We start from the raw sequence: 15,344 nt of genomic DNA on the forward strand, positions 1-15,344 counted from the left end.
ACACCATGAAGACAATACTCGCAGCAGCAGCAATGACCGCGATGGGCGCAGTTTCGGCAGGCGCCGAGGGTGTCGAGATCCGTCCCAATGGTGGAACACCTTCAGTCCTTGGCAAGTCGCCGGAAAACTTCACCGGGACTGCGGTCATTACGCCGCTCTTCCCGCCGAATGATACCACGCGGGCCAATGCTGGCCTCGTGACCTTCGCCCCCGGCGCGCGCACCACCTGGCATACCCATCCGGCGGGGCAATTGCTGTTCATTACGTCAGGCCAGGGATGGGTGCAGGAGGAAGGCCAGGAACGCCGCACGGTCAATGCTGGCGATACGGTGTGGTTTGCGCCTGGGGTCAAGCACTGGCACGGCGCGACCGATACAAGCCCAATGGCGCATATCGCCATGACCTACATGGTGGACGGCAAGAACGTCGATTGGCTGGAGCCTGTCTCCGACGAGCAATACCGCTAGGGGTGGCACAGATGAAAGGCTTCATCATGAAAACTTCGACCGCCCTGGCCCTTGCCATTTCCATGGGAGCCGTTGACGCTGCCGCGCAGACGGGTTCGCAAACCGGCAATCTGTCCCGCGAGGACGTGCAGGCGGTTTCTCCGGCGCTTGAGCACTACGCGACCGACACGCTCGCGAACGCGCTCTGGAAACGCCCCGGTCTTGCGCCGCGTGATCGCAGCGTCATCACCGTGGCGGCCGTTATATCCCGTAATCAGACGGTGTTGCTTCCCGAACAATTGCGGCTCGCCCTCGACAATGGCGTGAAGCCCGCCGAGATTTCCGAGATCATCACGCATCTGGCTTTCTATGCCGGATGGGGCAACGCCATCGCCGCTACGGCAATCACGAAAGACGTTTTCGCCGAGCGTGGCATCGGTCCCGACCAGCTTCCCAAGGCTTCCGTCGAATTGCTGCCGCTTGATGAGAAGGCGGAAGCCGCCCGCGCTGAGCGGGTGGAGGAATCGACCGGCCCGGCTTCGCCCGGTTTGGTGCGTGACACGACGGATGTGCTGTTCAAGGATTTGTGGCTTCGCCCCGACCTCGCACCGCGCGACCGTAGTCTGGTGACGGTGGCTGCGCTGATCGCGAACGGGCAAGTCCAGCAAATTCCGGTCCATCTGAACAAAGCGATGGATAACGGCCTCACGCGCGAGCAGGCGGCCGAGATGGTCAGCCATCTCGCTTACTACGCCGGCTGGCCAAACGCTTTTTCGGCGTCGTCGGTCGTTCGTGGCGTCTTTGAGAAGCGCCCACAGCAATAGCGTCGCGAGGTGAAGCACCATGTCATTAATCAGGAGGCTTTCCCGCACGTCTGCACTCGCCGTGGCGGCCATCGCGACATTGGCCGTATGGCAGGCGTGGGCCGCGAACGACCGCGTTCAATTTCCCGAAAACTATAAGGACGGGGTTCATTACGCGACCGTGAATCGCGGCGGGATTCGCGAGGAAATCTACGCGAATCTCGAAGCCATCACGGCGGCCAAGGCAGGCCAGCCTTTGCCCAATGGCACCGTCATCATGATGGAAGATTACCGGGGCGGAAAACTCCACCGCTATATCGTGATGGAGAAACAGGCCGGTTGGGGCGATGCCTACCCGGAGAATGTCCGCGCCGGCGATTGGGAGTTTCGGGAGTTCGCCCCGGATCGCACTCGTAACACAACCGAGAACGGCCAGCGCTGCATGAGCTGTCATCAGAGCCAGGCGGGACAGGATTTCGTGTTCACGCTGGACCGGATGCGCAACGCGCATTGAGCGACCAAATGCAAACACATCGTCAGCAATCAGGAACAAAGGAGCGTCCTATGTCCGAAACAGGCAGAAATCTCGATATGACCGACCTGCAATCCCCGGAGCGCAGAACAGTTCTAGTCGGCGGGGCCGCATTGGCTGCCGCCTCATTGGTAGGAGGTAACGCCATGGCTCAGGAAGCCGCTGGTCCCGATATGTCGCGCGGTGCCGACAATTTCTACAAGAGCGACCGCGTAAATGCCGAAGATGTTCGCTACAAGAACACCTACGGCCTGGAAGTCGTCGGCACTCTGTTCACACCGAAGCAGCTTGAGGCTGGCAAGAAGTATTCCGCTCTTGTGGTCGGCCATCCCTATGGAGCCGTCAGGCAGCAGGCGGCAAACCTCTACGCCACCAAGATGGCCGAACAGGGCTTCGTGACCCTGACCTTCGATCAGTCGTTCTGGGGCGAAAGCGCCGGCTCGCCGCGCGGTGCGGTGCTGCCGGATGTTTACACCGAGAACTTCAGCGCAGCCGTCGATTTTTTGGGTACACGCGATTTCGTATCGCGGGAAAAGATCGGTGTCATCGGGGTTTGCGCCAGCGGCGGGTTCTCGCTTGCGGCGGCGAAGGTCGATCCGCGCATCAAGGCGGTCGCCACCGTCAGCATGTATGACATGGGCGAGTATTACCGCACGGGCATCAAGAACGAGCGCACGGTCGAGACCAGAAACAGCGACCTGCAAAAAGCGGCAGCGAACCGCTATACCGAGTTCGAGACCGGCCAGCCGGTTCATGGCCCCGGCCAGAACGATCCGGTGTTTCTGGAAGCCAAGGAATCGAGAGACTTCTACGAAACGGTGCGCGGTAAGGTCCCGTCCAACAATCGCCGGACAACGCCCGCGACTTACGCGAAGTTCTTCAACTTCCAGCCATTCGCCAATATCGATTCAATCTCACCGCGACCGATCCTGTTCGTGGTGGGCGAGATCGCTCCGTCGCGCGGCTACACCGAGACCGCCTTCAAGATCGCGGCGGAGCCGAAAGAGCTTGTCGTCATTCCCGGTGCGAACCGTATCGACCTCTATGACCGCACGGAGATCATTCCGTGGGCCAAGCTCAATTCGTTCTTCAACGAGCATCTGAACGACGCCGCGTGAGATTTGCTTCGGCAATCCTCGTCGGGCGACGCTTCAAGCGTCGCCCGACAGCGCGGATGCCATAACCGCATGTAAAGGAGTGCTCGCATGCTGAAAGGAATACTGCTGGCCGTGGCATCCATGGCCCTCCTGCCCATGGCGGCTATGGCCGCTGAAAACGATGGCCGACGCATCAAGGTCAAGGTGACGGCTGCAAGCCATGTGGCGACGGCGACATTCCTCGACAACGCCACCACCAGAGCGCTGATTACTCGCTTTCCGCTTACTGTTCCGATGATGGATCGATATTCGCGCGAGCTGGTTTATCGCTTCCCGGAAGCGCTGCCCGCCAACGAAACGACGACAAGCGGCTATGAAGTGGGCGACATCGTTTATTGGACGCCCCGGCACAGCTTCGTCATCATGTATGCGCAGAACGGCGAGCGCATCAGCAATTTACAGAAGATCGGCCGCATTGACTCCGGCGTCGAAGTATTCGCACGCACGGGCGACACAAACGTTACGTTCGAGCTTTTGAAGGAATAGCGGCGGCGCAAGCAAGAGCGGCGCCAACAAACCGCCGTGACGACTTGCTCCGATTCCACGACATGACTTTTCACTTTTATCGGGGCAAGCCGCCTCCAGGGTTCTTCTATGTCACATGTCACTTCCAAACGGTCCGATCCATCGCGATCCGTCTTCGTCACGCTTCTACCGATCATGGCGGCGGTGCTGGCCGGCTTCGTCATAATCGGCCTCGCGCTCCCCGTGCTGCCGTTGCATGTCCATGACGACCTCGGCTTTGGCACCTTCGTCGTCGGTCTGGTGGCAGGCGCACAGTTCGCCGCCTCGCTCATATCCCGCGTGTGGGCCGGCTCCTTCTCGGATAAATACGGCGCAAAGCGCGGGGTCGTCACCGGCCTGTTCGCGGCCGCCGTTTCCGGCCTCCTTTACCTGCTATCGCTCGCCTTCGTCAGCCTTCCGGTTGTGTCGGTCGCGATCCTCCTCATTGGCCGTGCTCTGCTCGGCGGCGCGGAAAGCTTCATCATCACGGGCGGCGTCAGTTGGGGGCTTGGACTCGTCGACAAGGAACATGCGGGTAAGGTGATCGCCTGGGTCGGAACGGCGATGTTCGCCGCGATGGCCTTCGGCGGCCCGTTCGGCACTATGATGTTCGAGTCCTATGGGTTCGCTTCAATCTCGCTCGTCACGACGCTGCTGCCGCTTGCTGTCCTCCTGGGGCTGATCCGCATGCCCGCCGTGCCTCCGCATCCGCACAAGGCGCAATCCGCCTTGAAATCCGTCATGGGTTCGGTGTGGTTGCCTGGGCTTGGCGCGGCCACCGCCAGTATTGGTTATTGCGCGATCCTGGCCTTCAGCTCGCTTTTTTATTCGCAGCAGAATTGGCAACCGATCTGGATGGCGTTTACTGCCTTCGGCGCGGCTCTCATCGTCGCGCGTCTGATCGCCGGCCATCTGCCCGACAAATTCGGCGGCGCTCGGGTTGCGTTGATCTTCGTGCTCGTTCTGACAGTCGGCCTCGTTCTGATGTGGCTGGCCACAAACGCCGTGATCGCTTCGGTCGGCGCGGCCGTCGCCGGCTTCGGCTACTCGCTCGTTTATCCCGGCCTCGGCGTCGAAGCCGTACGCGGTACGTCCCCTGAAAACCGGGGGCTCGCCATGGGCATCTACACGGCGTTCCTCGACGTTGCCATGGCGGTCGGAAGCCCGGCGCTTGGCTGGATTGCAGGTCACGTCGGCCTGGGCGCGGTCTTCCTCGCCAGCGCCATCGTCGTGTTCTGCACAGCCGGAATCGCCCTCCGCCTGATGCAACGCTCCACACCTGCATGACCAACCAAAACGGAGAAAGGAAAGCCATGCCCCGTTTCAATCGAAATGCGCCGTTCTCACCGGCTCGTCGGAAAGTGCTGCTGCAAGGCACCAGTCTTGCCGCCGCCGCCTTGATCGCCAGCATTGCCGGTGCTCCGGCCTTCGCCCATCATGGATGGGCATCGTTCAACACACGGCATGCCTATTTTGCCGCTGGCACTGTCACCTATGTCCGATGGGGCAACCCGCACAGCGAGGTCCATATCCGCGTCGAGCGAACCAGATTGCCGGCGGACTGGAAGCAGCGGCCGCTTCCGCAAGGGGGCAATGAGCGAGACGGGCGTGAGACGATGCAATCGGCCCGTCCCTATGGCGGCGAGAACAAGGAACTGCATCTGGTGCTCGCCGGGCCGAGCTGGATGGAGCGTTGGGGTCTCGACCGTCAATTGCGGGTCGGGGAAAAGATCGAGGCAGTCGGTTTCCTTGGCACGGCCGAGAGCGTCCAGTTTCGTCCCGTCATGTTCTGGCTCGAAAACGGCCAAGGCGTCTGGCAGCAGCTCACGGCCTTCCCTGACCGGCCGGAAGCTGTGACGGAATGATGGAAACGAGCTGGTTTCCGGAATTTCTGACCGCAATCGAGCGTTCAGGATTTGGGGAATGGGTGCGGCTAACGCCGCACCTGTATCCGATCCTGATGAGCCTGCATGTCGTCGGTATTGCTCTGCTTGTCGGGCCGGCGATCGCCGTCGACCTGCGGCTATTGGGCGTTGCCAGAAACGTCGTTCCGGTAACGGTCGTCACGCGCTACCTCCTGCCGATTTCGCATGTCGGCTTTGCAATTGTCGCGCTCACTGGCCTGACGATGTTTTCGGGCGTCGCTCTCACAGTCGGAATGAGTTCGGCCGCTCCGTGGAAACTCGGCCTCATCATTCTGGCCGGGCTGAATATCGTAACCTTCCACGGCGGGATCTATCGAACCGTACGGGAATGGGATCTCGCAGCACCCACGCCGATTCGGGCGAAAACCGCCGCCGTAGTATCAGCATCCACTTGGACAGGAGTGGTGTTCGCAGGCCGCTTCCTCGCGTACTGAGTAAACAACGCCACCGCCGTTCTCCTGTATTTGCACGCTACGATACTACTACGACCGAAACTTGTTGAATCAGCGTGATTTCGGGCTCTTTTAATCATCCCCGATCCGGGGATCATTTGTTGCGTCCCCATGAGAAATGGGGACGTAATGGCATCCACTCACCAGAGACAGGAAGCGATCCAGCGCGGCGCACGCATGTTGCGCACCGCGCTTGGGCCCGCCATCGCGCGGTTTCTGGAAGAGCCGGCGGTGGTCGAGGTCATGCTGAACCCGGACGGCCGGATCTGGGTCGACAGGCTTTCCGAAGGGCTCGCCGACACCGGCGAGACGATGACGGCCGCCGACGGCGAACGCATCGTGCGGCTCGTCGCGCACCATGTCGGCGCCGAAGTGCATGCGCGCTCCCCGCGCGTATCGGCCGAACTGCCCGAAACCGGCGAACGGTTTGAAGGCTTGCTGCCTCCCGTCGTCGCGTCTCCAGCTTTCGCCATCCGCAAGCCCGCCGTCGCTGTGTTCACTCTCGACGACTACGTGGCGGCGGGCATCATGACCGCCGATCAGGCCGCCGCCCTCCGGCTGGCAGTCGCTTCCCGTGCCAACATCCTCGTCGCGGGCGGCACATCGACGGGCAAGACAACACTCACAAATGCACTCCTCGCCGAAGTGGCGAAGGGCGCCGATCGCGTCGTCATCATCGAAGACACACGCGAGCTGCAATGCGCAGCGCCGAACCTCGTCTCGATGCGGACGAAGGACGGCGTGGCGACGCTCTCGGATCTCGTCCGCTCCTCGCTGCGCCTGCGACCCGATCGTATTCCGATCGGCGAGGTACGTGGCTCCGAAGCCCTCGACCTTCTCAAGGCATGGGGCACCGGCCATCCCGGCGGCATCGGCACGATCCACGCGGGTTCCGGCATCGGCGCGCTGCGGCGCCTCGAGCAACTGATCCAGGAAGCCGTCGTCACCGTCCCGCGCGCGCTGATCGCCGAGACGATCGATCTCGTCGCCGTCCTCTCCGGTCGTGGTTCCGCCCGCCGGCTGGCCGAGCTCGCCCGCGTCGAAGGGCTCGGTCAGGACGGCGATTACCGTATCACCACCGCAACCACCCCGAACGGAGAAGCTGAATGAATTCGCCCGCCATTCCGGATGTCACCAATCCACCCGTCCTGTCCAAGATCCCCGCCCATGCAGAGCCGCCGGCCGGCTCGATCATGCGCGGCGCCTACAAGCGACTTTCTGCATCGACCGCGCTCGTCACCATCATGACGCTGGCTTCTATGCCGCCAGCCTATGCGTCCGGCTCATCGATGCCCTGGGAGCAACCCCTTCAACAGATCCTTCAGTCGATTGAAGGGCCGGTCGCCAAGATCGTCGCGGTAATCATTATCATCGCCACCGGCCTCGCGCTCGCCTTTGGCGACACGAGCGGTGGGTTCCGCAGGCTGATCCAGATCGTCTTCGGCCTCTCGATCGCATTCGCCGCGTCGAGCTTCTTCCTGTCGTTCTTCTCCTTTGGCGGCGGGGCGCTCGTCTGATGGCCGTCGCGCTCGAACAACTGGACGAGGTGCCCGGTTACACGGTGCCGGTCCACCGCGCTCTGACCGAACACATCCTGCTCGGCGGCGCCCCGCGATCGATCGCCATCATGAACGGCACACTGGCTGGGGCGGTCGGCCTCGGCCTTCGGCTCTGGCTGGTCGGGATCGCCATCTGGGCGATCGGTCATTTCGTCGCCGTCTGGGCCGCCCGCCGTGACCCGCTCTTTGTCGAGGTCGGCCGCAGGCACCTGCGCATCCCGGCCTTCCTCGCGGTCTGAGGGAGGCGGCGCCTATGATGAACCTTGCAGAATATCGCCGCTCAGCGTCGCGTCTTGCGGACTATCTGCCCTGGGTCGCGCTCGTTGCTCCAGGCGTCGTGCTCAACAAGGACGGATCATTCCAGCGCACCGCGAAGTTTCGCGGTCCCGATCTCGATTCCGCCGTCGCGGCCGAACTGGTCGCCGTCGCCAGCCGCATCAATAACGCCTTCCGTCGGTTGGGCTTGGGCTGGAGCATCTTCGTCGAGGCGCAGCGTCACGAAGCCGACACCTACCCGGACAGCAGCTTTCCCGATCCGGCTTCCGGCCTGATCGATGCCGAGCGCAAGGCCGGCTTCGAGGAAGCGGGAGCCCATTTCGTCTCCAGCTACTTCCTGACCTTCCTGTTCCTTCCGCCGGCGGAGGAAGCCGCACGCACCGAGTCCTGGCTGTACGAAGGCCGCGACCGTTCGGGCATCGATCCGCACGAGATCTTGCGGGCCTTCACCGACCGCACCGACCGCGTGCTGGCGCTTCTCGACGGCTTCATGCCGTCTTGCCGCTGGCTCGATGACGGCGAAACGCTGACCTACCTGCATTCGACGATTTCGACGAAGCGTCACCCCGTCCGCGTCCCCGAAACCCCGGTCTACCTCGATGCGCTTCTGGCCGACCAGCCGCTGACCGGCGGGCTGGAACCGCGCCTGGGCGACCAGAACCTGCGCATTCTCACGATCATCGGGTTCCCGACGGCAACGACGCCCGGGTTGCTCGACGACCTCAACCGGCTGGCCTTTCCATATCGCTGGTCGACGCGCGCAATCCTGCTCGACAAGACCGACGCGACGAAACTCCTGACCAAGATCCGCCGGCAGTGGTTCGCCAAGCGCAAGAGCATTGCGGCGATCCTGAAAGAGGTGATGACGAACGAGCAGTCCGTGCTTGTGGACACCGACGCGGCGAACAAGGCGGCGGATGCCGATCTCGCGCTGCAGGAGCTCGGCGCGGACGTGGCCGGGCTGGCCTACGTAACGGCGACCATCACCGTCTGGGACGCCGACGCGCGCCTTGCCGACGAGAAATTGCGGCTGGTCGAGAAGGTCATCCAGGGTCGCGACTTCACGGCCATGATCGAGTCCGTCAACGCCGTTGACGCATGGCTCGGCAGCTTGCCGGGCCATGCCTACGCCAATGTCCGCCAGCCGCCGATCTCGACACTCAATCTCGCCCACATGATCCCCCTGAGCGCCGTGTGGGCGGGGCCGGAACGGGACGAGCACTTCGATGCGCCCCCCTTGCTTTATGGCAAGACCGAAGGCTCGACCCCGTTCCGGTTGTCTCTGCATGTCGGCGACGTCGGCCATACCCTGGTGGTCGGCCCGACCGGTGCGGGCAAGTCCGTACTGCTCGCCCTCATGGCGTTGCAGTTCCGCCGCTACGCGCGCAGCCAGGTCTTCGCATTCGATTTCGGCGGGTCGATCCGGGCGGCCGCGCTCGCCATGGGCGGCGACTGGCATGATCTTGGTGGCGGCCTCACCGAAGGCTCCGATGTCTCGGTCTCCCTGCAGCCGCTCGCACGCATTCACGACACCTATGAGCGCGCCTGGGCCGCCGACTGGATCGTTTCGATCCTGTCCCGCGAGGGCATCACGATTACGCCCGAGGCCAAGGAGCACATCTGGACCGCGCTGACCTCGCTCGCATCCGCGCCGGTCGAGGAACGGACGATCACCGGCCTAAACGTCCTGCTCCAGTCGAACGACCTCAAGCAGGCGCTTCGTCCCTATTGCGTCGGCGGCCCTTATGGGCGGCTGCTCGACGCGGAGACCGAACAGCTTGGCTCGGCCGACGTGCAGGCGTTCGAGATCGAGGGCCTTGTGGGTACGGGCGCCGCGCCCGCCGTGCTCGCCTACCTGTTCCATCGTATCGGCGACCGGCTAGACGGTCGCCCGACCTTGCTCATCATCGACGAGGGATGGCTAGCCCTTGATGACGAGGGCTTCGCCGGCCAGCTCCGCGAATGGCTGAAGACGCTCAGAAAGAAGAACGCCTCGGTCATCTTCGCCACGCAGTCGCTGTCCGATATCGACAATTCGGACATCGCCCCGGCGATCATCGAGAGCTGCCCGACGCGGCTTCTGTTGCCGAACGAACGCGCCATCGAACCACAGATCACGGCGATCTACAGGCGGTTCGGCCTGAACGACCGCCAGATCGAGATCCTCGCGCGGGCGACCCCGAAGCGGGACTACTACTGCCAGTCGCGCCGCGGAAATCGCCTGTTCGAGCTTGGCCTTTCCGAACTCGGCCTCGCGCTCTGCGCTGCCTCCTCGAAATCCGACCAGACGCTGATCGCAAGCCTGGTCGCCGAGCACGGCCGCGACGGCTTCCTCGCCGCATGGCTCGATGCCCGCGAGGTCGGCTGGGCAATCGATCTTCTTCCCGGTTTTCAAACGCTCACCCCCCAGCCCGAAAAGGAGCTTCAGCCATGATCGTCCGTCGTCTTCGCAAATCCTCCGCCGTCCTCGCAGCCTCCATGCTGGCGGCTATGCCGGTCGCGATGCCGCCGCTTGCGATTTCGCCCGCCTATGCCTGGAGGATCGTCTACGACCCCACCAACTACGCGCAGAATGTCCTGACGGCCGCGCGCACGCTTGAGCAGATCAACCATCAGATCACCTCGCTTCAGAATGAAGCGACCATGCTCATCAACCAGGCGCGCAATCTCGCGAACCTGCCGTTCTCCTCGCTCCAGACGCTTCAGCAGAATGTCCAGAAGACCCAGCAGCTCCTGAAGCAGGCGCAGAATATCGCCTTCGACGTGCAGAACATCGATCAAATCTTCCAGCAGCAATATGGCAGCGTCTCGATGTCGGCGAGCGATCAGCAGCTCGTCAGCGCCGCGCGCAGCCGCTGGCAGAACACCGTTGGCAGCTTGCAAGACGCGATGCGCGTGCAGGCCGGCGTCGTCGGCAACATCGACAGCAACCGCACGCAGATGAGCGAACTGGTGAACCAGAGCCAGGGCGCGACCGGCGCGCTTCAGGCGACGCAGGCGGGCAACCAGCTCCTCGCCCTCCAGTCGCAGCAGCTCTCGGATCTCGTCGCGCTGCTCGCAGCCAACGGCCGTTCGGGCGCGTTGACGGAGGCCGAGCGCACCGCGGCCGCCGAGCAGGGGCGTGAGCAGCGCCGCCGCTTCCTGACGCCCGGTGCCGGCTATCAGGCCGGCAGCGCGCGGATGTTCAACGGCAATTGAGGCCGGAAAGGAGCACCGTCATGGACAGCAAGATGCTGGCCCGGCTGGCCGCTGTCGTCTTCGTCGCTATCGCCATCACTGCGGCGGTCGTCGAGATGACCCGCGAGGACGAGGCGCCGGCGGGACCGTCGGCGCCTATCGTCGAGCCCGCGCGCGATCCGCTGCGCGAGGGCCAGCGCCGGTGCCAGCAGCTTGGGGCAACGGCCGCGAGCGACAGCGAATGCTTGCGCGTCTGGGCCGAGACACGTGATCGCTTCCTCGGCCGTCCAGTTGCGCCTGGGTCGCCCTCGTCAGACGACAGGCGGTGATCCATGGGCGGCTCAGGGGTAATCGACAGCTTTCTTGGGACATTCACCCAGTACATCGACAGCGGCTTCGGCCTGCTCAGCGGCGAGGTGGCCTTCATCGCAACCACGCTGATCGTCATTGATGTGACGCTCGCGGCGCTGTTCTGGAGCTGGGGCGCTGATGACGACATCATCGCACGTCTCGTCAAGAAGACGCTGTTCGTCGGTGTCTTCGCCTATCTGATCTCCAACTGGAACAACCTCGCCAAGATCGTCTTCGACAGCTTTTCACGTCTCGGCCTCAAAGCCTCCGGCACAGGCTTTACCGCACAGGATCTCCTTCGCCCCGGCAAGGTTGCGCAGACTGGCCTCGACGCGGCTCGACCATTGCTAGAATCCATCTCCGAGCTGATGGGCTGGATCGCGTTCTTCGAGAATTTCATCCAGATCGCCTGCCTGCTTTTCGCCTGGGCGCTCGTCATCCTCGCCTTCTTCATCCTGTCCGTGCAGCTCTTCGTGACGCTGATCGAGTTCAAATTATCCACGTTGGCCGGCTTTGTTCTGATCCCGTTCGGCTTGTTCGGGAAAACCGCCTTCATGGCCGAGCGCGTGCTCGGCAACGTGATCTCCAGCGGCATCAAGGTCCTCGTCCTCGCCGTCATCGTCGGCATCGGCTCGACGCTCTTTAGCCAATTCACGCAGGGGTTCGGCGGGCAGACCCCGAGCATCGACGACGCGATGGCGGTCGTGCTGGCTGCGCTCTCGCTCGTTGGCCTCGGAATCTTTGGACCCGGCATCGCTTCCGGCCTCGTCAGCGGCGGTCCGCAGCTTGGCGCAGGCGCCGCGGTCGGCACGGGTCTCGCCGTCGGCGGCGCCGCGCTCGCCGCTGGCGGCGGTGCGATGCTCGCCGCAAAGGGAGGAGCAGCCCTTCTTTCGGGCGGGGCCGCGGTGGCCCGTGGCGGAGCAGCGGCCGCCGGGGCGGCATCGTCAGCCTATACGCTCGGTTCCATGGGGCAGTCCGGTGCGTCGGGCGTTGCATCCGGCGTCGGCGGTGTCGCACGCGCGGCCGGTTCAGGCGCCACATCACCCTTGCGTCGCGCCGCCTCGCGCGCGTCCGAGAGCATGAAATCCAGTTTCTCCGACGGTGCCCGCGCCGGGCTCAGTGCCACCGGTGGCACGTCCACTATGGGGTCGGTCGGCGGCGAGGCAGAGCCTTCTTCCGTCGCGCCCGCGACGACGACCGAGCAGCCTCCCGCATGGACCCAGCGCATGAAGCGCGGCCGCCATGTCTCCCACGGCGTCAGCGCCGCCGCGCATGCCGTCCGTTCCGGCGACAGCCACGGATCCGGCGCATCCGTCAATCTCTCTGAAAGTGACCGCTCATGAATCTCTTCAAAAGGCCCGCCGTTCACTACGGCAAGACACCCCAACCGGAAACGCCCTACCAAAAGGCCGCGCAAGTCTGGGACGAACGCATCGGCTCAGCCCGCGTCCAGGCGAAGAACTGGCGCGCCATGGCTTTCGGCTCGCTGATCCTGTCGGCCGGCTTCGCCGCCGCCCTGGTTTACCAGTCCGCCCGCGGCACCGTCGTGCCGTGGGTTGTGCAGGTCGACAATCTTGGTCAGGCGCAGGCTATCGCGCCTGCGACGGCCGATTTCCGCCCGGCCGATCCACAGGTCGCCTGGCATCTCGCACGCTTCATCGAGCAGACACGAAGCATCCCCGCCGACCCGATCATTGTCCGGCAGAACTGGCTTCGAGCGTATGAATGGACGACGGATCGCGGCGCCGCCGCCCTCAACGACTATGCCCGAGCCAATGACCCCTTCACCAAGGTCGGCAAGCAGCAGATCGCCGTGGAGGTATCCAGCGTCATACGGGCATCACCCGACAGCTTCCGTGTCGCCTGGACGGAGCGGCATTTCGAGAACGGCCAACTCTCCAGAACGGAACGATGGACCGCGATCCTGACAATCGTGATCCAGCCGCCCCGCGATGCCGAGCGGATCAAGGTCAATCCGTTGGGAATCTATGTCAACGCCATCAACTGGTCGCGGGAGATGAGCCAATGAAGCCGGCTTTCTGCATCCACGCCATTCCGGCTTTCCGTAAATCCGTGCTTCCGGTTCTGCTGCTTTCCGCCACTACGTTGGCCAGCTGCGCGACGCCACAAAAGCCGCCGGAGATCAGCTACGATCGCGATGTGCCAGCGTTGCCGGCCGTGCCCGTGGCTGTCACCGAGGATCGGCCGCGCCCGATCCATGTCCCACCGGGCTGGACACCGGCGAAAGGCGGCGCGGCCGCCGGCACGCCGACAGCCCGCGTCGAAAACGCCAATGCCGCCGCTCGCGTGCAGCCGCGCCGGGAGGGTTATTTCAATGCCATCCAAATCTATCCGTGGTCCGAAGGCGCGCTTTATCAGGTATATGCCGCGCCTGGTCAGATCACGAACATCGCGCTGGAGCCGGGCGAAAGCCTAACCGGAGCCGGGCCGATCGCGGCCGGCGATACGGCGCGCTGGATCATCGGCGACACCGAGAGCGGCGCAGGCACGACGCGGCGTGTCCATGTCCTCGTGAAACCGAGCCGCGCCGACATATCGACGAACCTTGTTGTGACGACCGACCGGCGTGTCTACATGATCGAGCTGCGCTCAGGCGCCAAGCCCTATATGCCTTCAGTGGCATGGGCGTATCCGCAGCCGCGAGGCGGACAGGGCCAGGCCATTCCGGCAACCCCGGTCATCCCCGCCGTCGCAACGCGCAACTATCGCTATGGCTTGAGCGGCGGCAACCCGCCCTGGAAGCCGCTCTCCGTCTACGACGACGGCCGGCGTGTCTATGTCGAGTTCCCAGCCGGCATCGTCCAGGGCGAGATGCCGCCGATCTTCGTCATCGGACCGGAGGGCGAGGCCCAGATCGCCAACACTCGCGTCTATCGCCACATCCTGATCGTCGATCGTCTGTTCGGCGCGGCTGAACTGCGCCTTGGTAGCGGCGACCGGCAGCAGGTCGTCAGGATCGTCCGTACCGATGGGAGGCCCGCGTCATGAGCGACAATAGCAATACGAGCGCTCCGATGCGTCTTCGGGCCGAGACGCCGCGCGTGACCCGTCTGTCACGCAAGGTGTTGGCGAGCGTCGCTGCGGTTGCATTGGTCGGTATCAGCGGTTCGCTCATCTATGCGCTTCAGACCCGGAATTCCGACCGCGATGGGGAAGAACTGTATTCGACGAGTAATCGCCAGACGGCTGACGGGCTTTCTGGATTGCCGCGCGACTACACCGGGCCGGTGCTTGGTCCCCCTTTGCCAGGGGATCTCGGGCGGCCAATCCTTGATGCGCAGAATCGCGGGCAGCCTGTCGTACCGCCGGCCATGCCGACGCCAACCGTCGACGACGCGGAGCAACGTCGCCTTGCCGAGGAAGAGGCTGCGCGCACGTCGCGCGTCTTCTTCCAGACTCAGCCCGGCATGACCCCGGCATCGCCGGGAGGTTCAACCACTCCAGGCATTCCAGGGATCGATCTTGCCGGCCTTGCGGGTCAGCCCGGTCAGCCGACCGCACAGGACCGGCAACTCGCGTTCCTCAATGCGCCGGTCGATCGACGCACCACCTCGTCGGATCGGGTCATGGCCCTGGCGTCGCCCTTCGTGCTCCAGGCCGGCGCCGTGATCCCAGCCGCCCTCATCACGGGTATACGCTCCGATCTACCCGGCCAGATCACCGCGCAGGTGACGGAGAACATCTATGACAGCCCGACTGGCCGCAGTCTCCTCGTTCCGCAGGGAACGAGGATCATCGGCCAGTACGACAACAATGTGCAGTTCGGCCAGAGACGGGTCCTACTGGTGTGGAGCCGTCTGATCTTCCCGAACGGCCGATCCATCGTCCTGGAGCGGCAGCCGGGCGCGGATACGCAAGGCTATGCCGGTCTAGAGGACGGTGTCGATTATCATTGGTGGGATCTCGCCAAGGCTGCCGGCTTGTCAACCTTACTCGCGGTTGGGACAGAACTCGCCGTCAGCGATGAGGACCGCCTCGTTGCGGCGATCCGCGATGGCGCGCAGGACACGATTAACGACGCCGGGCAACAGATCATCCGCCGCCAATTGCAGGTCGCACCGACGCTCACCATCCGGCCCGGTTTCCCGGTCCGTGTGATCGTCACCCGCGATTTAGTCCTCGAACCCTACAGAGGTTGACC

At 63.8% G+C, this 15,344-nt stretch carries 18 protein-coding genes; all 18 read left to right on the forward strand.

Annotated elements, in window-relative coordinates; all coding sequences use genetic code 11:
- Positions 1-5 precede the first annotated feature (5 nt).
- The 18 genes from BKD14_RS17435 (at position 6) to BKD14_RS17520 (ending at position 15,342) form a co-directional block, all read left to right on the forward strand.
- Entirely contained in the window at positions 6-467 is a 462-nt protein-coding gene (locus tag BKD14_RS17435; RefSeq protein ID WP_075657439.1) for a cupin domain-containing protein, read from the forward strand.
- A gap of 11 nt (positions 468-478) precedes the next feature.
- Positions 479-1,270, forward strand: a complete 792-nt coding sequence (locus BKD14_RS17440) for a carboxymuconolactone decarboxylase family protein (RefSeq protein WP_245293678.1) — start codon at positions 479-481, stop codon at positions 1,268-1,270.
- A 19-nt stretch (positions 1,271-1,289) separates the two neighbouring features.
- A complete protein-coding gene (locus tag BKD14_RS17445) occupies positions 1,290-1,763 on the forward strand; it encodes a cytochrome P460 family protein (protein ID WP_075657440.1) in 474 nt (157 codons plus the stop codon).
- A gap of 50 nt (positions 1,764-1,813) precedes the next feature.
- Positions 1,814-2,899 carry an alpha/beta hydrolase gene (locus BKD14_RS17450; RefSeq protein ID WP_210215529.1) on the forward strand — a complete coding sequence of 362 codons (1,086 nt, stop codon included), beginning with the start codon at positions 1,814-1,816 and terminating at the stop codon, positions 2,897-2,899.
- Between the two features lie 87 nt (positions 2,900-2,986).
- Entirely contained in the window at positions 2,987-3,424 is a 438-nt protein-coding gene (locus BKD14_RS17455) for a cyclophilin-like fold protein (RefSeq protein ID WP_075657441.1), read from the forward strand.
- 108 nt (positions 3,425-3,532) lie between these two features.
- Positions 3,533-4,729: an MFS transporter gene (locus tag BKD14_RS17460; RefSeq protein WP_075657442.1), complete on the forward strand. Its 1,197-nt coding sequence runs from the start codon at positions 3,533-3,535 to the stop codon at positions 4,727-4,729.
- A 26-nt stretch (positions 4,730-4,755) separates the two neighbouring features.
- The gene (locus tag BKD14_RS17465; protein WP_075657443.1) at positions 4,756-5,307 is read left to right on the forward strand and encodes a DUF6152 family protein; all 552 of its coding nucleotides are present in this window, start codon (positions 4,756-4,758) and stop codon (positions 5,305-5,307) included.
- Positions 5,304-5,801, forward strand: a complete 498-nt coding sequence (locus BKD14_RS17470) for a DUF6644 family protein (protein ID WP_075657444.1) — start codon at positions 5,304-5,306, stop codon at positions 5,799-5,801. The genes BKD14_RS17465 and BKD14_RS17470 overlap by 4 nt, the downstream gene beginning before the upstream one ends.
- Positions 5,802-5,948: 147 nt before the next feature.
- Complete coding sequence (trbB, locus tag BKD14_RS17475; protein WP_075657445.1) at positions 5,949-6,929, forward strand: P-type conjugative transfer ATPase TrbB; 981 nt, start codon at positions 5,949-5,951, stop codon at positions 6,927-6,929.
- A 134-nt stretch (positions 6,930-7,063) separates the two neighbouring features.
- On the forward strand, positions 7,064-7,336 hold the full coding sequence (locus BKD14_RS17480) for a TrbC/VirB2 family protein (protein ID WP_245293681.1): 273 nt from the start codon (positions 7,064-7,066) through the stop codon (positions 7,334-7,336).
- Positions 7,336-7,617, forward strand: a complete 282-nt coding sequence (locus BKD14_RS17485) for a VirB3 family type IV secretion system protein (RefSeq protein ID WP_075657446.1) — start codon at positions 7,336-7,338, stop codon at positions 7,615-7,617. The genes BKD14_RS17480 and BKD14_RS17485 overlap by 1 nt, the downstream gene beginning before the upstream one ends.
- A 14-nt stretch (positions 7,618-7,631) precedes the next feature.
- Complete coding sequence (gene trbE / locus BKD14_RS17490) at positions 7,632-10,088, forward strand: conjugal transfer protein TrbE (RefSeq protein ID WP_075657447.1); 2,457 nt, start codon at positions 7,632-7,634, stop codon at positions 10,086-10,088.
- A complete protein-coding gene (trbJ, locus tag BKD14_RS17495; protein WP_075657448.1) occupies positions 10,085-10,852 on the forward strand; it encodes a P-type conjugative transfer protein TrbJ in 768 nt (255 codons plus the stop codon). The genes trbE and trbJ overlap by 4 nt, the downstream gene beginning before the upstream one ends.
- A 20-nt stretch (positions 10,853-10,872) precedes the next feature.
- Positions 10,873-11,160: a putative entry exclusion protein TrbK-alt gene (gene trbK-alt, locus BKD14_RS17500; RefSeq protein WP_075657449.1), complete on the forward strand. Its 288-nt coding sequence runs from the start codon at positions 10,873-10,875 to the stop codon at positions 11,158-11,160.
- A 3-nt stretch (positions 11,161-11,163) separates the two neighbouring features.
- Complete coding sequence (trbL, locus tag BKD14_RS17505; protein ID WP_075657450.1) at positions 11,164-12,525, forward strand: P-type conjugative transfer protein TrbL; 1,362 nt, start codon at positions 11,164-11,166, stop codon at positions 12,523-12,525.
- Positions 12,522-13,211 carry a conjugal transfer protein TrbF gene (gene trbF, locus BKD14_RS17510; RefSeq protein WP_075657451.1) on the forward strand — a complete coding sequence of 230 codons (690 nt, stop codon included), beginning with the start codon at positions 12,522-12,524 and terminating at the stop codon, positions 13,209-13,211. The genes trbL and trbF overlap by 4 nt, the downstream gene beginning before the upstream one ends.
- A complete protein-coding gene (gene trbG, locus BKD14_RS17515; protein ID WP_075657452.1) occupies positions 13,208-14,191 on the forward strand; it encodes a P-type conjugative transfer protein TrbG in 984 nt (327 codons plus the stop codon). Before trbF ends, trbG begins: the two co-directional genes overlap by 4 nt.
- Complete coding sequence (locus tag BKD14_RS17520) at positions 14,188-15,342, forward strand: TrbI/VirB10 family protein (RefSeq protein ID WP_075657453.1); 1,155 nt, start codon at positions 14,188-14,190, stop codon at positions 15,340-15,342. Before trbG ends, BKD14_RS17520 begins: the two co-directional genes overlap by 4 nt.
- Positions 15,343-15,344 lie beyond the last annotated feature (2 nt).

Source organism: Pseudochrobactrum sp. B5 (assembly GCF_001939785.1).
In the GTDB taxonomy this organism is placed as follows: Bacteria; Pseudomonadota; Alphaproteobacteria; order Rhizobiales; family Rhizobiaceae; genus Pseudochrobactrum; species Pseudochrobactrum saccharolyticum.